Origin of the sequence: Amycolatopsis plumensis, assembly GCF_042652605.1 — a bacterium.
GTDB classification, from domain to species: Bacteria; Actinomycetota; Actinomycetes; order Mycobacteriales; family Pseudonocardiaceae; genus Amycolatopsis; species Amycolatopsis plumensis.
Window position 1 is genome coordinate 2,488,453 of the sequence record NZ_JBHSJY010000001.1, and the last position, 23,435, is coordinate 2,511,887.

At 67.4% G+C, this 23,435-nt stretch carries 23 protein-coding genes and 1 pseudogene; 14 read left to right on the forward strand and 10 right to left on the reverse strand.

Features of this window, described 5'->3' with window-relative positions:
- Nucleotide 1 precedes the first annotated feature (1 nt).
- Nucleotides 2-541, forward strand: a complete 540-nt coding sequence (locus tag ACFPLC_RS11820) for a hypothetical protein (protein ID WP_378235809.1) — start codon at nt 2-4, stop codon at nt 539-541.
- A 242-nt stretch (nt 542-783) separates the two neighbouring features.
- Complete coding sequence (locus ACFPLC_RS11825) at nt 784-1,089, forward strand: HNH endonuclease (RefSeq protein WP_378236270.1); 306 nt, start codon at nt 784-786, stop codon at nt 1,087-1,089.
- Nucleotides 1,090-1,851: 762 nt separating this feature from the next.
- Here the strand turns inward: ACFPLC_RS11825 and ACFPLC_RS11830 are convergent.
- Nucleotides 1,852-2,391 (reverse strand): hypothetical protein, encoded by a 540-nt coding sequence (locus tag ACFPLC_RS11830; protein ID WP_378207977.1) that lies wholly within the window; start codon nt 2,389-2,391, stop codon nt 1,852-1,854.
- Between the two features lie 100 nt (nt 2,392-2,491).
- Here ACFPLC_RS11830 and ACFPLC_RS11835 point away from each other — a divergent pair, with 100 nt between their 5' ends.
- Complete coding sequence (locus ACFPLC_RS11835) at nt 2,492-2,653, forward strand: hypothetical protein (protein WP_378207974.1); 162 nt, start codon at nt 2,492-2,494, stop codon at nt 2,651-2,653.
- Between the two features lie 493 nt (nt 2,654-3,146).
- On the opposite strand, the gene ACFPLC_RS11840 is transcribed toward ACFPLC_RS11835, so the two are convergent.
- Nucleotides 3,147-4,622: a helix-turn-helix domain-containing protein gene (locus ACFPLC_RS11840; protein ID WP_378207972.1), complete on the reverse strand. Its 1,476-nt coding sequence runs from the start codon at nt 4,620-4,622 to the stop codon at nt 3,147-3,149.
- Between the two features lie 954 nt (nt 4,623-5,576).
- Between ACFPLC_RS11840 and ACFPLC_RS11845 the strand changes: the two genes are divergently transcribed.
- Both ACFPLC_RS11845 and ACFPLC_RS11850 read left to right on the forward strand, forming a co-directional pair.
- Nucleotides 5,577-6,068, forward strand: coding sequence for a glycine-rich domain-containing protein (locus tag ACFPLC_RS11845; RefSeq protein ID WP_378207969.1), 492 nt, complete (start codon nt 5,577-5,579; stop codon nt 6,066-6,068).
- Entirely contained in the window at nt 6,068-6,940 is an 873-nt protein-coding gene (locus tag ACFPLC_RS11850) for a phosphotransferase (RefSeq protein WP_378207991.1), read from the forward strand. The genes ACFPLC_RS11845 and ACFPLC_RS11850 overlap by 1 nt, the downstream gene beginning before the upstream one ends.
- Before the next feature lie 114 nt (nt 6,941-7,054).
- Here ACFPLC_RS11850 and ACFPLC_RS11855 read toward each other — a convergent pair.
- Nucleotides 7,055-7,174: pseudogene (locus tag ACFPLC_RS11855) on the reverse strand (RtcB family protein); the annotation flags it as partial.
- 355 nt (nt 7,175-7,529) lie between these two features.
- On the opposite strand from ACFPLC_RS11855, the gene ACFPLC_RS11860 reads away from it, so the two are divergent.
- Nucleotides 7,530-8,234 carry a hypothetical protein gene (locus ACFPLC_RS11860; RefSeq protein WP_378207966.1) on the forward strand — a complete coding sequence of 235 codons (705 nt, stop codon included), beginning with the start codon at nt 7,530-7,532 and terminating at the stop codon, nt 8,232-8,234.
- A gap of 41 nt (nt 8,235-8,275) precedes the next feature.
- On the opposite strand, the gene ACFPLC_RS11865 is transcribed toward ACFPLC_RS11860, so the two are convergent.
- Both ACFPLC_RS11865 and ACFPLC_RS11870 read right to left on the reverse strand, forming a co-directional pair.
- A complete protein-coding gene (locus tag ACFPLC_RS11865; RefSeq protein WP_378207963.1) occupies nt 8,276-9,316 on the reverse strand; it encodes an aspartate-semialdehyde dehydrogenase in 1,041 nt (346 codons plus the stop codon).
- Nucleotides 9,316-10,581, reverse strand: a complete 1,266-nt coding sequence (locus ACFPLC_RS11870) for an aspartate kinase (RefSeq protein WP_013230598.1) — start codon at nt 10,579-10,581, stop codon at nt 9,316-9,318. Before ACFPLC_RS11870 ends, ACFPLC_RS11865 begins: the two co-directional genes overlap by 1 nt.
- A gap of 229 nt (nt 10,582-10,810) precedes the next feature.
- Between ACFPLC_RS11870 and ACFPLC_RS11875 the strand changes: the two genes are divergently transcribed.
- Nucleotides 10,811-11,401 (forward strand): nitroreductase family protein, encoded by a 591-nt coding sequence (locus ACFPLC_RS11875; RefSeq protein WP_378207960.1) that lies wholly within the window; start codon nt 10,811-10,813, stop codon nt 11,399-11,401.
- Here the strand turns inward: ACFPLC_RS11875 and ACFPLC_RS11880 are convergent.
- Nucleotides 11,396-11,764 carry a hypothetical protein gene (locus tag ACFPLC_RS11880; protein WP_191312747.1) on the reverse strand — a complete coding sequence of 123 codons (369 nt, stop codon included), beginning with the start codon at nt 11,762-11,764 and terminating at the stop codon, nt 11,396-11,398. The genes ACFPLC_RS11875 and ACFPLC_RS11880 overlap by 6 nt on opposite strands.
- A 228-nt stretch (nt 11,765-11,992) precedes the next feature.
- Between ACFPLC_RS11880 and leuA the strand changes: the two genes are divergently transcribed.
- From leuA to ACFPLC_RS11895, 3 genes are all read left to right on the forward strand, one after another.
- Nucleotides 11,993-13,753, forward strand: coding sequence for a 2-isopropylmalate synthase (leuA, locus tag ACFPLC_RS11885; RefSeq protein WP_378207957.1), 1,761 nt, complete (start codon nt 11,993-11,995; stop codon nt 13,751-13,753).
- A gap of 3 nt (nt 13,754-13,756) precedes the next feature.
- Nucleotides 13,757-14,728, forward strand: a complete 972-nt coding sequence (locus ACFPLC_RS11890) for a helix-turn-helix transcriptional regulator (RefSeq protein WP_378235810.1) — start codon at nt 13,757-13,759, stop codon at nt 14,726-14,728.
- 232 nt (nt 14,729-14,960) lie between these two features.
- Nucleotides 14,961-16,094: an ISAs1 family transposase gene (locus ACFPLC_RS11895; RefSeq protein ID WP_378235811.1), complete on the forward strand. Its 1,134-nt coding sequence runs from the start codon at nt 14,961-14,963 to the stop codon at nt 16,092-16,094.
- A 411-nt stretch (nt 16,095-16,505) separates the two neighbouring features.
- On the opposite strand, the gene ACFPLC_RS11900 is transcribed toward ACFPLC_RS11895, so the two are convergent.
- Together ACFPLC_RS11900 and ACFPLC_RS11905 are read right to left on the reverse strand one after the other, a co-directional pair.
- Nucleotides 16,506-17,408 (reverse strand): SDR family oxidoreductase, encoded by a 903-nt coding sequence (locus ACFPLC_RS11900; RefSeq protein WP_378190302.1) that lies wholly within the window; start codon nt 17,406-17,408, stop codon nt 16,506-16,508.
- A gap of 340 nt (nt 17,409-17,748) precedes the next feature.
- Entirely contained in the window at nt 17,749-18,351 is a 603-nt protein-coding gene (locus ACFPLC_RS11905) for a peroxiredoxin-like family protein (protein WP_378190304.1), read from the reverse strand.
- Nucleotides 18,352-18,410: 59 nt separating this feature from the next.
- On the opposite strand from ACFPLC_RS11905, the gene ACFPLC_RS11910 reads away from it, so the two are divergent.
- Complete coding sequence (locus ACFPLC_RS11910; RefSeq protein WP_378190307.1) at nt 18,411-19,022, forward strand: TetR/AcrR family transcriptional regulator; 612 nt, start codon at nt 18,411-18,413, stop codon at nt 19,020-19,022.
- 28 nt (nt 19,023-19,050) lie between these two features.
- Here ACFPLC_RS11910 and ACFPLC_RS11915 read toward each other — a convergent pair whose 3' ends face one another.
- The gene (locus tag ACFPLC_RS11915) at nt 19,051-19,959 is read right to left on the reverse strand and encodes a LysR family transcriptional regulator (protein ID WP_191312760.1); all 909 of its coding nucleotides are present in this window, start codon (nt 19,957-19,959) and stop codon (nt 19,051-19,053) included.
- 86 nt (nt 19,960-20,045) lie between these two features.
- Here ACFPLC_RS11915 and ACFPLC_RS11920 point away from each other — a divergent pair, with 86 nt between their 5' ends.
- On the forward strand, nt 20,046-20,936 hold the full coding sequence (locus ACFPLC_RS11920; protein ID WP_378190310.1) for an EamA family transporter: 891 nt from the start codon (nt 20,046-20,048) through the stop codon (nt 20,934-20,936).
- Here ACFPLC_RS11920 and ACFPLC_RS11925 read toward each other — a convergent pair.
- The gene (locus ACFPLC_RS11925) at nt 20,933-21,580 is read right to left on the reverse strand and encodes a DedA family protein (protein WP_378190312.1); all 648 of its coding nucleotides are present in this window, start codon (nt 21,578-21,580) and stop codon (nt 20,933-20,935) included. The two genes, ACFPLC_RS11920 and ACFPLC_RS11925, sit on opposite strands and share 4 nt — an antisense overlap.
- A gap of 277 nt (nt 21,581-21,857) precedes the next feature.
- On the opposite strand from ACFPLC_RS11925, the gene ACFPLC_RS11930 reads away from it, so the two are divergent.
- Nucleotides 21,858-22,211, forward strand: coding sequence for a YciI family protein (locus ACFPLC_RS11930; protein WP_378190314.1), 354 nt, complete (start codon nt 21,858-21,860; stop codon nt 22,209-22,211).
- Nucleotides 22,208-23,404, forward strand: a complete 1,197-nt coding sequence (locus tag ACFPLC_RS11935) for an RNA polymerase sigma factor (RefSeq protein WP_378190316.1) — start codon at nt 22,208-22,210, stop codon at nt 23,402-23,404. The genes ACFPLC_RS11930 and ACFPLC_RS11935 overlap by 4 nt, the downstream gene beginning before the upstream one ends.
- Nucleotides 23,405-23,435 lie beyond the last annotated feature (31 nt).

The window sequence follows — 23,435 nt, forward strand, 5'->3', positions numbered from 1 at the left end:
GATGTTCACGCGGCTCGCCGCTTTGGATTACGAGTCACCCGCCGTCATGGCAATCGCCGAACGCTGGGCAGATCGAAAACACCCCGATAGAGTGGCACGTCGAGCCAGGCTACTCAGCGCAATCGCGGACGAAGAGAATTTCCTCGACCGTCTTGAGGAAGAGAAGCTCAACGGACTTTTCCAGGGTTCACGGGGCGAACAGCGATTCAAACGGCGTTACGAGGGCAGCACTGCGCGGCTCGCACAACTGGAAAGCGAGCTTGCCGCGATACCCGAAAAATCAGCCCTCGATGTCGGCTTCATCAACGTCCTGGACGAACTTGAAGCCGGATGGGAATCGAGTGATCTTGCGGCCAAGCGCGAGCTTCTGGGACTACTGGTCGAGCGCGTCTGGATCGGCAAGGCACCCGGCCGGGGACGCAGGCCCACCCTGGACCGCCTGACGTTTTGGTGGGTCGGGGAGCCCGAGCCGCATCACCCCCGTCAGCCGAAGAGCATCACCGAGGCCGCTGCTGTCGCCCAGCGGAAGAATGCCGCTTAGACACGGGCAGCGGCGCGACCAGGTCGAGTGTCGAAGTGTCGAAATGCGGTCGTTTCTACCTCTTATATAGGCTTCTTCTATAAGGGTTCTACAACAGGGCTCATATCGACACTTCGACACTGCCCGGCGTGGCGTGCACCACACCAGCCCGGTTTGCCCTGGTCGCGTGTCACCCCACCGCCACTGAACTAGGTAGAGCACCACAACAGGCCCGGGGGCACGTCATGCTGCGACGTGCGTGCATGACATGCCCCGGGGTAGCTGTCCCTGGTGCCGCTCACTGCGAACGCTGCGGGGGCGGGCACCGCAGTGCCGCTGGTGACCGCGTCCGGCAAGCAGTGCGACGAGCGATCAACCGCACAGGTAGGGCAAGGTGCCACGCCTGCGGCCATACGTTCCCCTCTCGGGCCGTGCAGGTTGACCACATCCGACCACTGCGTGACGGCGGACGCGACGAGCCCGGCAACGTGCAGGTGCTCTGCACCGCGTGCCACAGGGACAAGACCGAAGACGAGAACACGCGCCGGATCTTCAGGCCGCAGAGCTAGGACAGGCAGGCCCAACCCACTTTCATCCTGCGATCCTTCACGCTCTTTTCCTGAAAATTTCCGATGCGCGCTCGACGGGGAAGGTGGGGCGAAAGTTCAGCGCCACGGCGCGGCAAGGACACCCCGGCCCCTTTTTGAACACGCCCTGAGTGCGTTTCCTTTTTTTCGACCCCGTTTGCGCACGTCAAAGGCGCGCGATCTCTATTTCCACAGGTCACTAAACGGCCCTTAACGCTCACAAGAGAGACAGAAGTCGGATTCATGCCATGGTAAACGCAATGGAAGACGGGTGATCGTGCATTGATTGCCGACGTTTCGCTCGTTCATGCCGACGGAGCCGTCTGTCTGATTGGGGCCGATCCCGCGCTACCTGCACTGCGCCGGACTTACGTCGATGTGGTGGCGACAGTAGGCGGAGACATTGGGAAGCCGCTCGCGAGACTGGACGGGGAAACGCTCGCAGTTCTCGAAGACCGGTTCGCATTCGAAATTCCCAACACCGACGCCGGCCGCGACCTTGTCGAATTAGTAGAACGCCGGATCGTGCCACGCGGATACGTCGTGTTCATTCCTGGACCCGCGCGCCGAGTTATGCCCACTACTTCCAGATTTCCGTCGCGTGCACTCGCGCGGATTCTGCACGCCAGGGAGACGCCGTTGCCTGCTGCCACCCAATCTCGCGCCGCGATATTCGGCATTCCTCTTTCTACACTTCTCGCCTCCCGCTCGAACGAAGGCGGCGAGGAACTGACCGCACGGTCGCTAGCTACCACTCCGGCCGCTGAAGCCGATCTGAGTATGAGTCGGCCGCTGACCTACCGCGACTACCGCTCGCGTGTGCTCGCAGCCGTCACCCTCGCGCCGTTCGACCGGGGCACCCATGTGCGCGTCCCGGTCATTGCGCCCGCCGCCGACCACGACGCCGCCGCGTATGTGCCTGCCGCTGGCCGGTTCCCACTGGCCGATATCGATCTCGACGCACTCACGACGCAGCGTCGTGCGGAGAAGATCGGCATTCAGCGCCGATTCCCTGAAGACGTGCGCCAGGACTTCGGTCCGACCGTGGCGGCTGCGTTCGAGCGTGCCTGTCTCAACGACGTCGGCCGCACCACCGATGCCGCTCTGCTGCACGGCCTTACCGGCACCCCAGAGCCCTTCAACGGGCTTATCGCGCAAGGAACCACCACCGAAGTTGCCGGACTGCCTGCGCTCACCTACCGCGAGATCTCGGCCGCCATGGCCCGGATCGAAGCCCACGGCGAGGCAACCGCAGTGCTGGTGTCCGGCGACGTGCGCCACCACCTGCGCGACACCCTCACCCGAGACCAGCGCGACCAGCTCCCCCCCGATCGTCCACGTCCACGGCGCGCAGCCTGGGAGCGCTGTCATCCTGGACGGGGCCATGGTCGGGATCGGGGTGCGGACACAGCCGACGATCCGGCTGGCCGAGAACGTCCCGGGCGACTTCGAAGCCGACCTGGTCCGCATCGCCGTGTCCGCCCGCGTCACCGACGCCGTGATCGCCGACAAGACCGCCGTGCAGACACTGCGGGTGACCGCGTGAGGTGGCCACACCGATACTGGGACTGGGGTGCCGTCACCCCTCCTCAACTCGTCATCGCTGACACTCGCCAGCCTGCACGCAGGCGACGCGGGCTCGCGTCCGAAGACCTTATCGAAGCCCGATGCGAGCGTTGCGCCGCGTTCTGGACCGTCGATCGCCATCGCGACACCGTGGCGCTGTGTGCGACGTGTGAGGCATTCGTAATTCCCGTCGTATGGCCTGGCGACGACATGGGAGCCACCGACGAAGACGCCTTCGCGTGGCGCGACAAGATCCATGAATTTTACCGCGATGTTCGTCGCCACACCTTGCGAGCCACGCCTATTCTGCTACTCCACCGAGATCGCCCCGGTACTACAGGCACTGTGCGCATTGCCAAGTAGCTAATTGCCTCCCGCCATTCAGGCGGGAGGCAATTATTTATTATCCAAATTTGCTTTCTACGAAGAAGGGGAAGAAGAAGAAGAAGAAGCGATAGTCGAGCACAGGCGCCTCATTTCTCGATGATCTGATGCCGAAACCGCCAAGCGCGATCCAAAATGCAAGCGCCTGGCGACGCCATTGGCTCCTTCGAAAGGAGACGCTTCACTGTCTCCTCATTGAAAGGCAGTCCGTCCGTTACCTTGGAGGAATCCACAGCGGCCACCAAAGCACCTTCAGGGTTTACTTCGACAGCATTTCCAAAAAGCGCGTCAAAGATTTCCCCGTCAAACACGACAACCGTTAGAATAGTCGCCGTTAGCGTTAGCGCATCTAGGCCCATTCCAAGGCAATAAGCCGAGATGTTACCGTCTTCCAGCCCTTCCGAAAGCTGCACATAAAACGACCACGAATCGTAGTCGAGCGGCTCCGCCTGGGAACCGTCTCGTTCAGGCTCACCCAAAACCTCTTCGGAGTACTCCCGCACAACGTTTTTCCAAAGGTCAAAGTCGTTCCGTCGATCGAAAGAAGCAATAGTTGACGGCTGAAATTCTCCCGCCGGAATAAGGCCGTAAATTCCCCCCGCAGTTGCGACTTTCTGCGGATCGCGCCAATGAAGCAAGAACGTCGGAGCATCGGACCCCGCACCACGCCGAATGGTGAGAGTTTCAATAGCAGGCATAAGCGCCCTGCGCTCAAGATCGAACGGATTGCCGACGAGCCCACGCAGAGGCAGGTCAGCCCAATTGACCCTCCCTTTGGCCGCCCGCCAGGATGCCGAAATTGCCATTTCATGCGCGATCGCTTCTGACACATCGAGTTTATCAAAGTATGTACCCAGCCCGAAATTCATGGTCGGCGCAGACCCACTCAGATCACAATCAAGCATTCGATAACTGGACCGGTTCTCAAACAGCGCAGGCGGATCCAAGTACTTGATAGCCGTCGTGTATCTGCCAAATCGCCGACCGGGACCACTCAAGGGCAGTAAGGGATGCGCCTCCGGCTCTGCGCCCGTCACCGCAAGCGGAGCCACTGAATCCGACCAATTCAATGATATTTCAGATAGATCAATGGGCTCAGCGGGAATCCACTTCTTTAGCGCAAGAAGGGGCGAGTCACCGATTCTCGCGTCTGCGCTGTATAGGCTCTTCGCGGCCTGCGCAAGCCCGCCTCGGTTCTTATTTAGGTAGCGCCGAGCCCGCCGCCACGAGTTCTGACTTTCGACCACCGGGTCTACTTGCCCAACCAGAGCAGATTTACTTGGCGGCTTCACTGGCTCCAGAATGGTTCTGGCAATTCCAAGCTCTTCAGGATCAATATCCAGCTGAGTTGCGATTCTCAAAATCAACTCGATATCGAAAATTTTTCGCTTCTGATTCTCGATTTTTGACAGATAAGATTGGTCAATACTGAGCATCTGCGCCAAGTCCGCCTGAGTCAGGCTTCGCGCTTTCCGAAACGACTTGAGAGCTTCGGCTATCAACGACGTGTCCAGTTCAAACTCCGCCGCGACTCTTGAGGACAACCATGGACGGTCATTCTGCATCAAAGTCGTCCCTTCTGGTGAAGCTCGCTTCGTCCTGGGGCCTGCCGCGCTCGGGGTGTACCCCCTCTGAGCGGTCATTATGCCTGGTTGTCATTTTTCTCGCTCGCATGTGCCTGAGAGGCCTTGGACCTGGCATGGACACCTGCGCGATGGTTGATCGGAACCGGAGGGAGGCGACCAATGTCAGGGCGGCAACAGCACTGGACATGGGTAGTGTCCGGTTCGTCCAGCATCGAGCACGCGATGACGGTGGACATGTTCGCCGAACATATCCGCGCAGGCGGCGGGTTCCATGCCATTTGTGGAGCAACGTATACCGCCGATTCAATGTGCGTCACTGGTCGGATCTGCACTACGCGCCGAATCCTGGTCCAGCAGGTATCCAACCTAGGTAATTGCGGCGAAAACAGCGTCCGTAGCCGGCATCGGGCTGAGAATTGCGCCCTCTTCGGGCCGAACTACCTTGGACCCATTCTAGCCAGGCTAATCGACGCGCGACTTCGAGACCGACACAACTCGTCGGCACGGGGTGCATGATGAATCTTCCCAACGGATTCATCTATCTGGAACTAAGCTCTATTCACCCGGTGATCAATGGTCAATGGCACCGCATCCAACTGAACGCCGTACCGGCTCCGGGAGTAACTCTCACTATGCTCTGTGGCCGTCAAGCCATCGCTTCCTACGAGTCGCGAACGAGCAGAAACCAGCACGGCATATCGACCCAATGCGCTAGATGCGATTTCGAGTTTCGCCGATACATGGGGTGGGCAATCCCACCCGGCCATCCCGGTGCCCCGCGACGATTGAGACGTCCACCGAGGAAGTAGCGGGCAGAAGTTCGCCCCAGAGTCGCTACGCCACTCAGCGACGACAAACGATGACTAGTATCCAGGTCGACACCACAGATATATCCACAAATTTCCGTTGAAAAACTAATCCCTAGGAGGGGACATGACCATCGCCGTCGAAGATCGGACCGGACAGGGCCTCGTCAATGAGGAAATGTTTCAGCGACTGGTCCGCAAGATCACCAAAGAGCAGGACGTGTCGACCGAACGAGCAACCCGAATCATGGATCAGGCGCTGGCATTCTTGGCCACCTGCGCCAAGTCGCGCGAGCCGCTTTCTCCGAGCGAGGCCGTCGACATCGGCTGGCACACATTCATTCTCTACACCCGCGAATACGCCGATTTCTGCGAGCGCATCGCAGGCCACTTCATTCACCACGAGCCAACCGATACAGGACGAATTTCGACGAACCGCACCGCGGTCGAATCGATCAGCGTGACCATGAATGCCATCCGGGAGGCAGGATTCTCGGTCGACCTCCCGCTCTGGACCGCGTCCGCCGACTGCAACCAGTGCACGGACGGGTGCACTCATTCCGGCGGCGACACGGGATGTCACCACCACTTGATCGGCGCTGCTACGGTCTCGGCGTGATGACACGCTTCAAGTGGCACGAACTTCCCGACGTGGTTCGTGAATCGGTCCAAAGCCATCTGGGACCGGTTACCGTCGTGCGACACGTCGAACAGGGTCAGAACTGCAATCTGGCCCTCGTTCTTCGTAGCGAGGAACGCGACGTCTTCCTGAAAGGCGTCCGGGGAGTCAGCCCGCAAATGCGGTGGCTCCGCAACGAGGTAGAGGCCGGGCCTCTCGCTCCAGGCGTAGCACCGGCCGCCTGCTTCAGCGAAGACGTGGACGCTGACGCTCTGTGGTTCGTGGCAGGTTTCGAGTACCTCAACGGTCGTCCGGCCGACCTGTCACCGGAGTCGGATGATCTCAACGTCGTGCGTTCGGTGTTGGCGAAGTTGAACAGCCTGTCCGGCGGTAGCACTCAGCCCCTGACGATCCGGTGGGCGAAGACGGACTGGTGGCAGAAGTTCGCGGTAGAAGCTCCGGAAAGGGCAGACGGGCTCGACATCGACGAGCTGACCGCCGCGTGCCGTCACACACCGGAGCTGGTCGGCGGAGACGCCCTGCTTCACACCGATCTTCACGAACACCAGTTCATGATCGACGGCGATTCGGTACGCGTGATCGACTGGGGCCGACCGGCCTCAGGTGCGCCGTGGGTCGATACGGCCTTCATGGTCGTGCGCCTCATCGCGGCAGGCTTCGAACCGCGTGAGGCCGAGGTGTGGGGAGCGTCCGTGCCACGCTGGTCGACTGGCACGGAACATGCCGTCACGGCGTTCGCCTGCTACGTGGCGGGGCTGTGGGCGTACCGAGCCGTCACCACGCCGTTCCCGGGGGCAACACGGCTGAGCGACGCAGCAACGGCTTACGCCCACTTCCGCCTGGCGCGCTAGCACGGATCGTCACGCGGGGGCATCGTCGCACGCGCGCGGTGCCCCCGCTCCGCCCCGAAAGTGCTGGTCAGGAGCACTTCAGGCCATCGGGCGAGAAGTAGTGTACGTTCAGCAACCGGGCACCCACGGCAGGTTCGCGACGTTCTGCAGCTGCCGCATGGCCTGCTCTTCGACCGACGCGGGATCCGCCCACATCCGGATCGGGACGCGGGCCCCTTCGACAGCGGTGTACATGTTTCCTCCCCTTGACCTGATTACGAGGCTTAGGATCCCTCTCGAGAGCGAATCGGACAAGGCGATTTTCCGATCGTCCACTGTGGAGGGCGCGGCACCGGCAACTCCCCCGCCCTTCCCTGGGGGGCGTCCCCTTGGCCAGTCTATCGGCGGCTACCGACGAAAAGCCGTTTTCCGACGCTCAGACCCCGAGCTGTCCACAACCGGCGGCCGCTGTGGACAACCTGGCGGATACACCGGCCTGACCTTCTGAAGAACCGGGTGCTCTGCGGCCGCCGCCACCACCGCCACGACCGAACGGCAGTGGCTGTGGGACTGGCTCGCCGAGCGGGAAGCGGATGCCGATGCCACCGTCGTGCAGGCGCAGACGTTCGTCGCCCTGGCCTGGCAGCGGCGGGGCGCCGCGCGCGCCCGGCACACCAGTCGCCAGCAGTTCGGGCCCTTCCTCCAGTTGCTGGAATACGCCCACGACACCGCCTGGAAGGCAGCCGAACTCGCCGGAGCGGATCCGACGCCGTGGGCGACCCTCGTCACCGTCTGCAAGGGGCTCGAAGTCCGGTACCAGCAGTTCGACGGGATCTGGTCGGGTCTGCTCGTCCGCGCGCCCGCGCACCGTCCCGGCCACAACCGCGCCCTGCAGTACTGGTGCCCGAAGTGGCACGGCACCGAAGAACGCCTGCTCGACTTCGCGTCCGGCGCCGCGGCCATCGCGCCGTCGCTGACGCCCCTGCCCCTGCAGGCGGCCTTCGAAATGGCCATGGAGGGCACGCCGATCTGGCGCAGCAGGTACGTCCAGGAGGCCCTCGACACGGCCCTGCCCTGGTTGGACGGCGAAGGCGCCGAACACCCCGCCACCCGGGAAGACCGCGGCTACGCGATCTACGCACTGCACCACAACGGGCGCCACGACGAGGCCGTCGCCCAGTTCCGGCAGCTCGGCGGGCACGCCGACGGCTACGTCTGGAACTTCACGACCGACGTCACGCGGTCCGCGGATCCCGTCAAGCAGTTCGCCGCCCTGCGGTCCCAGGCCTGCCGGAAAGCGGGCCGGGACGCGTGAAGGCCCCTCGCCGGGCTCGGCGAGGGGCCTTCGGAACGTCGTCAGAGCTGCTGGGCCACCAGCTCCGCGATCTGCACGGCGTTGAGGGCCGCACCCTTGCGCAGGTTGTCGTTCGAGATGAACAGCGCCAGCCCGCGCCCGCCCTCGACACCCTGGTCCACGCGGATCCGGCCGACGTAGCTCGGGTCGTTGCCCGCCGCCTGCAGCGGAGTCGGGATCTCCGACAGCTCGACACCCGGCGCCTGCGCCAGCAGGTCCGTCGCGCGCTCGACGGACAACGGCTGCGAGAACTCCGCGTTCACCGAGATCGAATGCCCCGAGAACACCGGCACGCGCACGCAGGTGCACGAGACGCCGAGACCCGGGATGCTCAGGATCTTGCGGCTCTCGTTGCGGAACTTCTTCTCCTCGTCCGTCTCCAGCTCGCCGTCGTCCACAATGGACCCAGCCATCGGGAGGACGTTGAACGCGATCGGGCGGACGTACTTCTCCGGCTTGGGGAACTCGATCGCCGCGCCGTCGTGGGTCAGCAGGGACGCGTGCTCCGCGGCGGCGCGCACCTGGCCCGCCAGCTCGTCGACGCCGGCCAGGCCGCTGCCGGACACCGCCTGGTACGTCGACGCCACCAGCCGGACCAGGCCGGCCTCGTCGTGCAGCGGCTTCAGCACCGGCATCGCCGCCATGGTGGTGCAGTTGGGGTTCGCGATGATCCCCTTGCGCGCCTCCTTGATCGCCTGCGGGTTCACCTCGCTGACGACCAGCGGCACGTCCGGGTCCATCCGGAACGCCGAAGAGTTGTCGATCACCGTGACCCCGGCCGCCGCGAACCGCGGGGCCTGCGCCTTCGACGTCGACCCGCCCGCGGAGAACAGCGCGATGTCCAAACCGGACACGTCCGCCGTCGAGGCGTCCTCGACCGTGATTTCCGTGTCACGCCAGGGAAGCTTCGACCCCGCCGAGCGCGCCGAAGCGAAGTAGCGCAACTCGGCGACCGGGAACTCCCGCTCCGCCAGCAGCTCGCGCATCACCGCACCGACCTGGCCGGTCGCGCCGACCACCCCGACCCGCAGCCCGTCCGCCATCAGCGACCACTCCCCGCGTAGACGACGGCTTCTTCGTCGCCGCCGAGTTCGAACGCCTCGTGGATCGCGCGCACGGCGTCGTCGAGCTGCGCGTCCCGGATCAGCACCGAGATGCGGATCTCCGAGGTGTTGATGATTTCGATGTTGACGCCGGCTTCGGCCAGCGCTTCGCAGAACGTCGCCGTGACACCCGGGTGCGAGCGCATCCCGGCGCCGACCAGCGACACCTTGCCGACGTGGTCGTCGTAGAGGACCGACTCGAAGCCGATCTCCGCCTTGACCTTCTCCAGTTCCTTGACGGCCTTGGCGCCGTTGGCCTTCGACAGCGTGAACGTGATGTCCGTGCGGCCGGAGACGGTGCTGGACACGTTCTGCAGCACCATGTCGATGTCGATCTCGGCGTCGGCGATCACGCGGAAGATCCGGGCCGCGGCACCGGTGTGGTCCGGCACCCCGGTCACCGTGATCTTGGCTTCGGAGCGGTCGTGCGCCACACCGGTGATCAGGGCTTGTTCCACGGGGATCTCCTCGATAGAACCGGTCACCGTCGTGCCCGGCTTGTCGCTGTAGGAAGAACGGACTCGGATCGGGACGCCGTAGCGGCGGGCGTACTCGACCGAGCGCAGGTGCAGGATCTTCGACCCGCTCGCGGCGAGCTCGAGCATCTCTTCGTAGGTGACGGTGTCGAGCTTCTTCGCGTCCGGCACCACCCGCGGGTCGGCCGTGTACACACCGTCCACATCGGAGTAGATCTCGCAGACGTCGGCGTTCAGCGCGGCGGCCAGCGCGACGGCGGTGGTGTCCGAGCCGCCGCGGCCCAGCGTGGTGATGTCCTTGGTGTCCTGCGCGACGCCCTGGAAGCCGGCGACCAGCGCGATGTAGCCCTGGTCCAGGGCCTCGGTGACGCGGCTCGGGGTGACGTCGATGATGCGCGCGTTGCCGTGCACCGACGTCGTGACCACGCCGGCCTGCGAACCGGTGAACGACCAGGCCTCGGCGCCCTGGGCCGCGATCGCCATCGCGACCAGCGAGTTCGAGATGCGCTCACCGGCGGTGAGCAGCATGTCCATTTCCCGCTCCGGCGGCGCCGGGTTGACCTGCTGCGCCAGGTCGAGCAGCTCGTCGGTGGTGTCACCCATCGCCGAGCAGACGACGACGACGTCGTTGCCCGCCTTCTTCGTCGCGACGATCCGCTCCGCCACGCGCTTGATCCGGTCGGCACTTTCCAGCGACGATCCGCCGTACTTCTGGACCACGAGGGCCACGCCCGAACCTCCTCGCGGGCCGGGCGGCTCCCTGGTGGGCACCGGAGAGCCCCCGCGTCCCATGATTTGAACTGGAGCCTACCGGGGCCGCGGCGGGCTGCCACCCTCTTGACGTGGGGCGCACCCGTCCGGCGGCGGTCTCGGAAGTAAATCTTCCGTAACACCAACGAAATGCGCGGAGCCCTTCCTTCCGAGTGATGCAGCGCACGCCCTGGGTATCGTCGGGGTCGTGCGGAAACCAGCTGTGACGAGCGTCCCGATCGCAACCCTGATGGCGGAACGGTGGAGCCCGCGGGCTTACGACTCGTCCGCTTCGGTCACCGACGAGCAGGTACGGGCCCTGCTGGAGGCGGCCCGCTGGGCGCCGTCGTTCGGCAACACCCAGCCGGCCCGCTACCTGGTGGGCGTCCGGGGCACGCCGTCGTTCGACGCGATCTTGAGCACCTTGAATTCGGGCAACCAGGCCTGGGCGCACCGGGCGAGCCTGCTGCTGATCGGCGTGATGGTGACGACGAACGAGAAGGGCGCGGTGCCGTACGCGGAGTACGGGCTCGGGCTGGCGTCGGAGAACCTCGTGCTGCAGGCGGTCGAGCTGGGCTTGATCGCGCACCAGATGGCGGGCTTCTCGCCGGACGCGGTGCGCGCGGCCTTCTCGCTGCCGGAGGACGCGGTCCCGAAGGTGGCGATCGCGGTGGGGTCGCCGGCGTCGCCGGACGTCCTCGAGGAGGACTGGCGGATCGAGCGCGAGAAGGCGGACCGCGTGCGGCTGCCGCTGGAGGAGTTCGCCTTCACCGGCAAGTGGGGCGAGCCGGCGCTATGAAGCCCCGCCCACCCGGCGGATGACCTTGGCCAGGATGCCCGACACGACCATCCAGAAGATCGCCGCGATCCCGTAGTTCACCAGCACGCGCAGCTTCTCGTCACTCGGCGTGAACAGGTCGCCGAAGCCGAGGGCCAGGCTGTCCGCCCAGGACTTCACGAACGAGACGATGCCGTTCGCCGGGTTCGCCGAGCCGACCGTGAAGATCACGTGGATCACCAGGAACGCGGCGAAGATCAAGCCCACCCAGCGGACGATCGACGCCACCAGCGAGGCCACCTTGCCCCCGGTCTGGCGCCAGTCGACGGCGGCGCGCCGCGAAACGCGCGTTTCCTCCGACGACGACTCTGCGTGCTCACCCATGCCCGCAGTTTCGCACGGTGTCCCGCCGATTGCTACCCACAAGTAACTGACCGGGTAACAGTTCCACCACGGCCCGGCTTCCCTCCGCGCACGTTCGCTGGTTATGGTGGGGCCGTGGCGCGTGCTCTCCTGCTTCGCTGCCGCGACGGGGCCTGACCGGACCGGCTCCCCGTCGCGGGGCTTCGTGGTGCCGGTCGCACCCGTCGATCTGGAGACACCCCAAATCCCATGAGCAAGATCCGCAAGCCTTCTCGCCCGGCTCCCGCCGACCAGCCCGCCTGGAACACCCAGCGCGGCACGTCCATGCCGGTCCACCGCTACCGCCCCTGGTACGAGCTGGTCGAGAACATCGACCTGCCAGACCGCACCTGGCCCGAAAAGCGCATCGAGCGCGCGCCGCTGTGGTGCGCCGTCGACCTGCGTGACGGCAACCAGGCCCTGATCGACCCGATGTCGCCCGCGCGCAAGCGCAAGTTCTTCGACCTGCTGGTCCGCATGGGCTACAAGGAGATCGAGGTCGGCTTCCCGGCCGCGTCGCAGACGGACTTCGACTTCGTCCGCGAGATCATCGAAGAGCACGCCATCCCGGACGACGTCAGCATCCAGGTGCTGACCCAGTGCCGTCCCGAGCTGATCGAGCGGACGTTCCAGGCGCTGGAAGGCGCGCCGCGCGCGATCGTCCACATCTACAACTCGACGTCGATCCTGCAGCGCCGCGTGGTCTTCCGCGAGGAGCGCGAAGGCATCAAGAAGATCGCGACGCAGGCCGCGGAAATGGTCGTCGAGCTGGCCGCGAAGCAGCCGGACACCGACTTCCGGTTCCAGTACTCGCCGGAGTCCTACACCGGCACCGAGCTGTCCTACGCGCTCGAGGTCTGCAACGCCGTCACCGAGATCTGGCAGCCGACGCCGGAGAAGCCGGTGATCCTGAACCTGCCCGCGACCGTCGAGATGGCCACCCCGAACGTCTACGCCGACTCGATCGAGTGGATGAGCCGGAACCTGGCCCGCCGCGACTCGGTGATCCTGTCGCTGCACCCGCACAACGACCGCGGCACCGGCATCGCCGCGGCCGAGCTGGGCTACCAGGCCGGCGCGGACCGGATCGAAGGCTGCCTGTTCGGCAACGGCGAGCGCACCGGCAACGTCGACCTGGTCGCGCTGGGCATGAACCTCTACAGCCAGGGCATCGACCCGCAGATCGACTTCTCCGACATGGACGAGATCAAGCGGACGGTCGAGTACTGCAACCAGCTGCCGGTCGGCGAGCGCTCGCCGTGGGGCGGCGACCTGGTCTTCACCGCGTTCTCCGGCAGCCACCAGGACGCGATCAACAAGGGTCTCGACGCGATGAAGGACGCCGCGGACAAGGCGGGCGTACCGGTCGACGAGCACCCGTGGGAGGTCCCGTACCTGCCGATCGACCCGAAGGACGTCGGCCGCACGTACGAGGCCGTGATCCGGGTGAACTCGCAGTCCGGCAAGGGCGGCGTCGCCTACATCATGAAGGCCGAGCACCAGCTCGACCTGCCGCGGCGGCTGCAGATCGAGTTCTCGAAGGTCATCCAGCGCTACACCGACACCGAGGGCGGCGAGGTCGACCCGACCACGATGTACAACGCCTTCTCGGCCGAGTACCTGGAGCTGAAGACGCCGCTGGAGCTGGTCCGCCAGCACGTCCGCGACAACGGCGACGGCGAGTACGACATCACCGCGACCGTGCGCGTGGAGGGTGACGAGCACGAGGTCACCGGCCGCGGCAACGGCCCGATCGCGGCGTTCTTCGACGCGCTGTCAACGGTCGGGTACGACCTGCGCCTGCTGGACTACAGCGAGCACACGCTCTCGCCGGGCGACGACGCGCGGGCCGCGTCGTACATCGAGTGCGCGATCTCCGACCGGGTGTTCTGGGGCATCGGCATCGACCCGTCGATCGTCACCGCGTCGCTGCGCGCGGTCGTCTCGGCGGTGAACCGCGCCAACCGGTAGTCAGTGAAAGCCGAGCGGCTGGTCGCGCTGTTGTTCACGCTGCAACGGCGGCGCAGCGCGACCGCCGCCGAGCTCGCCGCCGAGCTCGGCGTGTCCGAACGGACGATGCACCGCGACCTGGCGGCCCTGCGCGACGCGGGCGTTCCCCTGTGGACGGAGCCGGGGCGTCACGGCGGCTTCCGCCTGGTCGACGGCTGGCGCTCCGGGCTCGACGGCTTGACGGCGCGCGAGGCCGTCGCGCTGTTCGCGCTGGGGGTGCCGTCCGCGCTCGCGGGACTCGGTCTGGACACGGCGAGCAGCGCGGCGCGGGCGAAGGTGGCCGCGGGCATGCCCGCCGAGCTGCGCGAACACGCGGCTTTGGTGGCGGGACGGTTCCACCTGGACGCCCCTGGCTGGTTCGGCTCGCCGGACGAGCCGCCGTCGCTGGCGGCGGTGGCGCAGGCGGTCTGGGCACAGCGGCGGGTGTCGGTGTCCTACCGCCGCCGGGACAAGGTGGCCTCGCGCGAGCTGGAACCGCTGGGGCTCGTGCTGAAGGCGGGCATCTGGTACCTCGTGGCGCGGGTGGTCAAGGACGACGCTTTGCGGACGTACCGGGTCTCGCGAATCCTCTCGGTGGCCTCTTCGGACGTGCCTTTCGACCGGCCCCCGGACTTCGACCTGGCGAGCTGGTGGCACTCGTCGTCGGCGGAGTTCGAGCAGGTGGCGCGGCCGGTGCGGGTCCGGGCGCGGCTGAACCGGACGGCGGTGCGGGAGCTGCGCCGGGTGTTCGGCGGGGAGCACCTGGCGGACACGGTGGTTTCGCTGGGGCCGCCGGACGACGACGGCTGGGCCGAGGCCGAGCTCGCCCTGGAAGGGGGCGAGATCGGCCTCGGCCAGCTGGTCGCGTTGAGCCCGGGGGTGGAGGTGCTGGAGCCGGCTTCGCTGCGGGCGGCGCTGGCCGGGATCGGTGCGGAGCTGGCCGCCCGCAACAGCTGATCCACAAGTGGGGGTGGCTGGGGACAACCCCCGCTCGCGGCGGCCGTTCAGGCGGTTTTGTCCCACCCCGCCGATAGAATGGACCTGGGGACGCCCCCCGGAGAGGGTCAGGGTTCCGGCAAAGTCGTGTTGGTGCAGGCAGGCACGGCTCTCGGTGGTGATCATGTGGTTGTCGAAGCCCATGATCTGTGAGAGAGCCGTGCCTGCTGTTGCATCTTCTCCCATCCCTGCCGTGCTGACCCGACTGGCCTGCGCCGACCTCGATCGAGCAGCTGATCTGCGTGATTACCTGGCCCTGGTGCCTGATCCGCGGAAGCGGCGGGGGGTGCGGCATTCGCTGGGATCGGTTCTGGCGCTGGCCGCGGCCGCAGTCGCTGCCGGGGCCCAGTCGTTCACCGCGATCGGGGAATGGGCCGCCGACGCACCCCAGCGCGTGCTGGCCCGCCTCGGCGCCCGGTTCGACCCCCGCCGCGACCGGCACATCGCCCCGGACGAAGCCACCGTGCGGCGGGTGCTCTCCGGCATCAACGGCGACGACCTCGACACCGCGATCAGCTGCTGGATCAACGCCACAACAGATGGTCCAACTGCGATCGCGGTGGACGGCAAATCCCTGCGCGGCACCTTCGCCCGCACCGGCGGAGCGGGCGTGCACCTGCTCTCCGCGCCGACCCATGAGGACGGGATCGTGCTGGCCCAGCAGAACGTGACCAGGGGAACGAGCGAAATCAGCTGGATGCAACCCCTGCTCGAGGGCATCGACCTCGCCGGTGTCGTGGTCACCGCCGACGCCCTGCACACCACCCGCGGCCTGGCCCGCTACCTCACCCGCCGCGACGCGGACTACGTGTTCACCGTCAAAGCCAACCAGCACCGCCTCCACACCAGGCTCACCACAATGCCCTGGCCACAGGCCACCCACCACACCAGCACCGGAATCGGACACGGACGCCTCGAACAACGCACCATCGAGACCCTGCCCGCCCCCGACGACCTCGGCTTCCCCGCCACCACCCAGGTCTTCCAGGTCACCCGATACCGCACCGACCGCACCACCGGAACACGCGAAACCCACACCGGTTACGGCATCACCAGCCTGCCCTCAGACACCAGCCCAGCCGCCATCGCCACCCACCTACGCCGACACTGGCACATCGAGAACCGGCTGCACTGGGTCCGCGACACCACCTACAACGAAGACGCCTCCCGCGTCCGCACCGGCACCGGACCCCGCGCCATGGCCTCCCTGCGCAACCTCGCCATCAGCGCCCTCCGCACACAAGGCCACAACAGCATCGCCACAGCCCTCCGCCACATGGCCCGCAACCCCACCCGACCACTCACACTCTTCGGAATCACCCCATGAACAGCACAAACGACTTTGCCGGAGCCCTGCCGGAGAGGGTGGGGGCGCGTCAGCGGCAGGCGCTGCGGTGCTCCGTGGTGGAAGCCGGGGCTGTCGGCCGGGCCCGGTTCGAAAGTGCGGACTGACCTGGGGGTGTCAGGTCTCCGTAGCCGACGAGCCGATGCGTCCCGGTCTCCTGGCAGCTTGGTGCCCACCACCCCGAAGCCGCGATGGTGACTACGGCCGGTAGCACCGCGTCAAGGCGGGAAAGCGTGCCTTGACCCGGCGCCACCGGCCGTGTTCTGGCTTCGGATCGGGGCGGTGGGGGGGTCTGGGTGGGGTGCGAGTCCGGCCGTCAGCCTCCCGTTCCGGCCGGGCGTGGCCCCTGAAAAACGGTGCTCCGACTTTGCCGGAGCCCCGCCCAGAGGCGCGTCAGCGGTAACCGGTCGTGTCCGCCGGCTTGCCCGCGTCCGCGACCTCACGCATGTACCGCCACGCGTCCGGGCGGCTGCCGTCCACGTCGTCCACTCCGTACTCCTTCGCCAGCTGGCCGCTGCTCACCGTCTGGCCGGACCAGCGCTTCCGGGAGGGGTCCGCGGCCAGCGCCACCACCGTGCGCCCACAGAACGTCGGCGTCTCCGAGATCGCGAAGTGCGGCACTCGCGAGCACGCGTCTCGCCAGTTCTCCTCCGTCACCCCGTAGTGCTCCAGCATCGCCTCCGACCGCAGGTATCCCGGGGTGAACGCCACCGCCGTCGCCCCGAACGAAGCCAGCTCGGCCGCCTCGCCGATCGCCAGCAGGTGCGCCGACGCCTTCGCCAGGTAAAACGGCAGCGAAGTGCCTTCGCGGTACTTCGCGTTGTACTCGGCCGTCCCGTCGGTCAGCTCGACGACCAGGCCGCCCGGGCGGCCGATCAGCCGCGGGAGCAGGAAGTGGCTGGTGATCAGGTGCGCGTCGATGCCGAGGCGGATCATGCGCAGGCCCGCCTCGAGGTCGTGCTCCCACACCGGCTTGCCCCAGCCCAGGTGCTGGTCGCCGCCCCAGAGGCCGTCGATCAGGATGTCCAGCGGGCCGACTCGCTCGGCCAGTGCCGAGACCTCCGAAGGCACCAGGTGGTCGACGCGGATCGCCTCCGCCTCGCCGCCCGCCTTCTCGATCAGCTCGGCCGTTTCTTCGATGGTCTCGGGACGGTCCACTTCGGAGCGTCCCGCCCGGCTGGTCCGGCCGGTCACGTACACGAAGGCGCCCGCTCGGCCCAGCTCGACGGCGATCGCCCGGCTCGCGCCGCGCGTGCCGCCCGCCACCAGGGCGACTTTTCCGGAAAGTGTGTTCATGCGCCCCAGCCTCACGGCGAACCATGACAACTCCTGGCATGGTTTCGGCGACTCTGTGGGCGAGCTGTCGGGTTGCTGTGAGTCCCCGCCGATCGGGAGTGCTTCGCCAGGGGCAGGCGGTTGATGGAGGTGTGGACGGATCGACGGCGGGGCTGCTGGTGGCCGGGTGACTGGCGTCCGACCAGGCGCTCTACGCCCTCGGCCGGTTCGGTGGCGGGGCGGCGCTGGACCGGCTGAGCCGGCGGCCGGATCGTCACCGAACCCGGGATCAGCCTGCTGCTCTCCCTGGCCGTGGCCCTGATCCTGGGTTCGGTGATCACCTACCGCGTGAAACGGTCCGCTACAGCGCCTTGAGGATGTCCGCCGGTTCGGTCCGCGTGACGAAGTCCGGATGGACGTCGATGAAGCGAATCACCCGGTCCTGGCCGGCCACGACGACCGCCGGGTGGACCAGGTCCCAGCTGCCGTTGACCTGCTCGAGGTCGGTGCCCAGCGTCTTCATCGCCTCGCGCACGGCATCGGAAACCGGGTAGCTCAACCCGAGGCTCCGCCCCACGGTGCTGCCGACGTCCGAAAGCACGGGGAACGCCAGGTCCGGCGCAGGCCCGTCCGGCTTCTGCGGGCTGATCGCCGCCAGGGTCGCGCCGCGCTCCTGCAGCTCGGGCAGCAGTTCCTGCTGGTAGGTGCGCAGCGTCAGGTTGCAGTACGGGCACCACTGGCCGCGGTAGAACACGAGCACCGCCGGCCCGTCGGCCACGAGCTCACCCAAGCTGGTCGCCGCCCCGTCGGCTCCCGGCAGCGTGAAGTCCTCGATCTTGTCGCCCACCTCGGCGAAGTCCGTCGCGGCACGGCGCCGGTCCGCGTCGAGTATTTCGGCGAGCTCCGGCGGCAGGGCGCCGCGGAGCTGGGTGTTCAGCCCGGTCAGGGCGGTTTCGAGCGTCATGGATCCCCCTAGCTGGTTGTACTGATCGGTACAGTGACACGAACTGTACTATTCAGTACATGGAGACGCAAGCGGCTTCGACCCCGCGCGGCAAGCGGACCCGCGACGCGATCGTCGACGCGGCGGCGGGACTGATGTACGTCGACGGCGTCGCGGGCACCAGCGTCGACAAGGTGCTCGCCGCGAGCGGGGCCGGGAAATCGCAGATGTACCACTACTTCAAGAACAAGGAACAGCTGGTCGAGGCCGTGATCGACCGGTACCTCGAGCAGATCCTCGGCAACCAGCCCGCGATCTTCACGCTGTCTTCCTGGGCCGATCTCGAGACGTGGACCGAGCAGCTGCTCGACGTCCACCGCCGTGCGGGCGGGCCGATCGCGTGCCCGCTGGGCAACCTCGCCGGCGAGGTCGGCGACAACCCGAAGCTCGCCCCGCTGGTCGACCAGGCCTACCGGACGTGGGAGTCCCACCTGGAACGCGGGCTGAAAGCGTTGCAGGACAACGGCGAGCTCGCTCCGGACGCCGATCCGGCGAGGCTCGCGCAGGCGGCGATGACGTCCGTCCAAGGGGGACTGCTGCTGGCCCACATCCGGCACGACCTCACGGCCCTGGAGGACGCACTGGGCATCGCGCTGGCCTACCTCCGCTCCCACGCCACACGTCGTGAGTGAGAAACAGGGTTAGAACACTGTTTCTCACTCACGAGGCGGTGAGCTGGGCGACCTCCGCGCGCAGTTCCTCGATCACCTTGGCCACCGCCGGCCGCTGCAGCGCGCCGGTGCGGCACACCGCCTCGACCAGGCGGGCCGCGCGGATTCCGGCGAGCGGCCGCCCGACCAGGCCGCTGTCGCGGCCGGTGTTCATCGTGTACCGCGGCAGCAGCGCGATGCCGTGACCCGCGGCGACCAGCCGCTCGGTGATCCGGAAGTCGTTGATCCGCTGCACCACGACCGGCCGGACGCCGGTGCGGATGGTCAGCGAGCGCAGCACGTCGTCCACCGGGAAGCCGAAGTCGACGCTGATCCAGCGTTCGTCCGCCAGCTCGGCCAGCTCGACGCGGCGCTGGTTCGCCAGCCGGTGCCCGGCCGGGAGCGCGACGTCGAGCGGCTCGCGCAGCAGCGGCACCACCTCGAGGCGGCCGGAGTCGAACTCCGGTGCGTGCTCGTCGCGGTGCGCCACGACGATGTCGTAGTCCGCGACCAGGCCGGGCACCTCCGGTGGCGTCATGTCGACGTCCCGGACGTCGACCTCCAGGCCGTCGTACCCGGCGACGCGGGACAGCAGCCCCGGCAGCAGCATCAGGCCGGCCGACTGGAAGATCGCGATCCGCACCCGCCCGCGCGGCGCGCTGCGGTAGGTGTCCAGTTCGGACTCGGCCCGTTCGAGCGCGGCGAGCACCTCGTCGGCCCGGGCGACCAGCGCGCGGCCCGCGTCGGTCAGCCGCAGGCCGCGGCCGGCCGGCTCGGTGAGCGGCAGGCCGACCTCGCCCTGCAACGCGCGCAGCTGCTGCGAGACCGCGGACGGCGTGCAGTGCAGCGCCCGCGCGGCCGCCGTCACGCTCCCGCGGTCGGCGAACTCCCGCAGCGTGCGCAGCCGGCCCAGATCCACGCCGCCACTGTACTTGAAGTGCTGCTACAAGGTCCCTGCAGATATTCTCGCTGGTCCTTCACGGTCGCCGTTGACACAGTGAAGGCATGCCCGCTCGTGACCGTTTGCTCGCCGTGCTCGTCGCCGTCCTCTGGGGCCTCAACTTCCTGGCCATCCACGCCACGCTCGGCCAGTTCCCGCCGGTGTTCGCGGGCGCGCTGCGGTTCGCCGTGATCGCCGTCCCGACGATCCTGTTCGTGCCGTGGCCGAGGGTGAAGGTGCGGCACCTGCTCGGCTACGGCCTTGGCTTCGGCACCGGGCAGTTCGCGTTCCTGTTCATCGCGATGGACACCGGCATGCCGACCGGGCTCGCGTCGCTGGTGCTGCAGGCGTCGGCGCCGTTCACCGTGCTGCTCGGCGCGGTCTTCCTGCGCGAACGCGTCACGCCGCACCAGCTGGGCGGCATCGCGTTGGCGGTGGCCGGCATGGTCGCGATCGCGTGGCAGCAGTCCGGGCACGCCGCGCTGCTGCCGATGGTCCTGACCCTGCTGGCCGCGCTGAGCTGGGCGTTCGGCAACCTGAGCACGCGCAAGGCCGAGCCGGACAACCCGCTGCACTTCACGCTGTGGATGTCGGTGGTGCCGCCGCTGCCGATGTTCGCGCTTTCGCTGGTCATGGAGGGGCCGGCCGCGCAGTGGCGCTCGCTGACGACGCTCGGCACGCCGACCGGGCTGACCGCACTCGGCGGGCTGACCTACGTGGTGCTGATCGGCACGGTCGTCGGCTCGGGCCTGTGGACGACCCTGATGCGCCGCAACCCGGCCGGTGTCGTGTCGCCGTTCTCCCTGCTGGTGCCGGTGGTCGGGCTGACGGCGTCGTTCCTGTTCCTGGGCGAGCGGCCGACCTGGCTGGAGGTCGGCGCCGCCGTCGTGGTGATCGCCGGGGTGCTGCTCGGCTCGCTCCGGTTCGCGCCGAAGCGGGAGCTCGTCGCGGTTTAGGCGGCGGTCTCTTCCTGCTTCGGGGTTTCCGCGTCGGCCTGGTGCTCGCGGCCGAGGCGCTTCTTCATGACGACGAAGACCACGGCGCCGATGACGACGGCGGCGATCAGGCCGTACTTGGAGAAGCCGCCGAGCCACTTCTCGGCGGCCTCGCCGACGTAGTAGATGAGGGCGGTGGTGCCGCCGGCCCAGGCGATGCCGCCGAGCGCGTTGGCGATCAGGAACTTCGGGTAGTGCATGCGCAGCGAACCGGCGAGCGGCCCGGCGAGGATCCGCAGGAACGCGATGAACCGGCCGAAGAAGACGGCCCACATGCCGCGTTTGTTGAAGATCCGTTCGGCGTTGGCGATGTGCGTCGGCCCGAAGTGCTTCGGGAATTTCCGGCCGGCCCAGGCGAACAGCCGTTGCCCCCCGGTTTTCCCGATCAGGTAACCGATGCTGTCGCCGATGATGGCCCCGGCGCTGGCCACGACGCCGACCCACAACGGGCTGAGATCGGGGTGGCTCAGCGTGAGCAGGGCGGCGCTGACCAGCACGACTTCGCCGGGCAGCGGAATGCCGAGGCTCTCGATCATGATCACCGCACCGACGATCAGGTACACCGAGAGCGGCGGGATCGCCTCCAGCCATTGGTCGATGTGCACAGCCGTACCCCCTGGTACCTACGTCGGATCGTGTTCGCTTTCCGAAGGGTACCGGGGGCGCACACGGGAGTCGGCATCCTCAGGTATTGACCGGGGTCCTACTTAGGTCGGGGTTCACCCTGGCACGCCACGCGGGAGGTGCAGATCAGGGCATCACACGTGACTCCCGGGGCATCATGCGTGACTGGCGGGGCATCACGCCCCCGAAGCAACCATCCACCGCAGTTGTCCACAACATCCACCCCCATGTGGACAACTCCGCCGGACAGGAGACCCGATGAAGTACGTGGTCCTGATCTACGGCAACCCCGCGTCGCGCGCTGCCTGGGAAGGCATGACCGATGAACAACGCGCCGCCGGGCTGGCCTACTACCAGCAGCTCAACGACGATCTCGATGCCTCCGGCGAGCGGATCGTCTCCGAACGGCTCGCCTTCCCGGAGCTGACCAAGCAGGTGGGCGTCACCACCGACGGCCCGTTCGCCGAGGCCAAGGAGTTCCTCGCCGGCTTCTACCTGCTCGACTGCGAGAGCGAAGAACGCGCCCTGGAGATCGCCGCGAAGGTCCCGGAGGCGTCTTTCGGCAAGGTCGAGGTGCGGCCGGTGATGGGGTTGCACGGACCGGAGCTGTGACCGACGTCGAACGCCTGCTCCGCGAGCTCGCGCCGCAGGTCCTCGCCGCGCTGGTGCGGCGGTACGGCGACTTCGACGCCGGTGAGGACGCCGTCCAGGAAGCCCTGCTGGCCGCTTCACAACAGTGGCCGGAGGAAGGCGTTCCGGATCACCCGAAGGGGTGGCTGATCACGACGGCGTCCCGGCGGCGGATCGAGCAGTGGCGCAGCGAGACCGCGCGGCGACGGCGGGAGGAGGCCGTCGCTCACCACGAGCCACCCGAGCCCGAGCCGGTCAGCGGGGTCGACGACACCCTCACCCTGCTGCTGCTCTGCTGCCACCCGTCGCTGACGCGGCCGTCGCAGGTCGCCCTCACCCTGCGTGCGGTCGGCGGGCTGACGACCGCCGAGATCGCGCGGGCCTTCCTCGTCCCCGAGGCCACCATCGGGCAGCGGATCAGCCGCGCGAAACAGAAGCTGAAAGGCGAACGGCTCACGAACGACGACCGCCCCGAACGGCTCACCGCCGTCCTGCAGGTGCTGTACCTGATCTTCACCGAGGGGCACACGGCCAGTTCGGGGGACGCGCTGAGCCGCGTCGAGCTGACGACCGAGGCGATCCGGCTGGTCCGGCAGCTGCACGCGGAACGGCCGGACGACGGCGAGGTCGCCGGGCTGCTCGCGCTCATGCTGCTGACCGAGGCCCGGCGCCCGGCCCGCGTCGACGCGACCGGCGCGCTGGTCCCGCTGGCCGAGCAGGACCGGACCCGCTGGAACCGGGCGTTCATCGACGAAGGCGTCGCGCTGATCACGAATGCACTGGCGACCGCGCCCGTGGGCCCCTACCAGCTGCAGGCGGCCATCGCCGCGGTCCACGACGAAGCCGCGACCGCCGAAGAGACCGACTGGGCCCAGATCCTCACGCTCTACGACCTGCTGCGGGTCGTCGCGCCCGGCCCGATGGTGACGCTGAACCGCGTGGTCGCGTTCGCGCAGGTCCACGGCCCCGAAAGAGGCCTGGCGGAGCTGGGTGAGGCGGCGAAGCACCTCGGGGGGCACCACCGGGTCGACGCCATCCGCGCCCACCTGCTCGAAACCACCGGCGACCGGGCCGCCGCCCGGGACGCTTACCTGGCCGCCGCCCGGCGGACGCTGAGCCTGCCGGAACAGGCGTACCTCCAGTCGCGGGCCGCCCAGCTCGCACTTTCCCTATGAAAGTGGCGCGGCGTGGGTGGCCCACTCGCCA

Excerpts from the sequence above, each read along its gene's own strand:
- leuA (WP_378207957.1), top strand. The coding sequence starts at position 11,993 with ATGAGCAAGATCCGCAAGCCTTCTCGCCCGGCTCCCGCCGACCAGCCC.
- ACFPLC_RS11865 (WP_378207963.1), bottom strand. The coding sequence starts at position 9,316 with ATGGCGGACGGGCTGCGGGTCGGGGTGGTCGGCGCGACCGGCCAGGTC.
- ACFPLC_RS11910 (WP_378190307.1), top strand. The coding sequence starts at position 18,411 with ATGGAGACGCAAGCGGCTTCGACCCCGCGCGGCAAGCGGACCCGCGAC.
- ACFPLC_RS11880 (WP_191312747.1), bottom strand. The coding sequence starts at position 11,764 with ATGGGTGAGCACGCAGAGTCGTCGTCGGAGGAAACGCGCGTTTCGCGG.
- ACFPLC_RS11820 (WP_378235809.1), top strand. The coding sequence starts at position 2 with ATGTTCACGCGGCTCGCCGCTTTGGATTACGAGTCACCCGCCGTCATG.
- ACFPLC_RS11825 (WP_378236270.1), top strand. The coding sequence starts at position 784 with ATGACATGCCCCGGGGTAGCTGTCCCTGGTGCCGCTCACTGCGAACGC.
- ACFPLC_RS11840 (WP_378207972.1), bottom strand. The coding sequence starts at position 4,622 with ATGCAGAATGACCGTCCATGGTTGTCCTCAAGAGTCGCGGCGGAGTTT.
- ACFPLC_RS11845 (WP_378207969.1), top strand. The coding sequence starts at position 5,577 with ATGACCATCGCCGTCGAAGATCGGACCGGACAGGGCCTCGTCAATGAG.
- ACFPLC_RS11930 (WP_378190314.1), top strand. The coding sequence starts at position 21,858 with ATGAAGTACGTGGTCCTGATCTACGGCAACCCCGCGTCGCGCGCTGCC.
- ACFPLC_RS11900 (WP_378190302.1), bottom strand. The coding sequence starts at position 17,408 with ATGAACACACTTTCCGGAAAAGTCGCCCTGGTGGCGGGCGGCACGCGC.
- ACFPLC_RS11920 (WP_378190310.1), top strand. The coding sequence starts at position 20,046 with ATGCCCGCTCGTGACCGTTTGCTCGCCGTGCTCGTCGCCGTCCTCTGG.
- ACFPLC_RS11835 (WP_378207974.1), top strand. The coding sequence starts at position 2,492 with ATGGTCGGGATCGGGGTGCGGACACAGCCGACGATCCGGCTGGCCGAG.
- ACFPLC_RS11905 (WP_378190304.1), bottom strand. The coding sequence starts at position 18,351 with ATGACGCTCGAAACCGCCCTGACCGGGCTGAACACCCAGCTCCGCGGC.
- ACFPLC_RS11850 (WP_378207991.1), top strand. The coding sequence starts at position 6,068 with ATGACACGCTTCAAGTGGCACGAACTTCCCGACGTGGTTCGTGAATCG.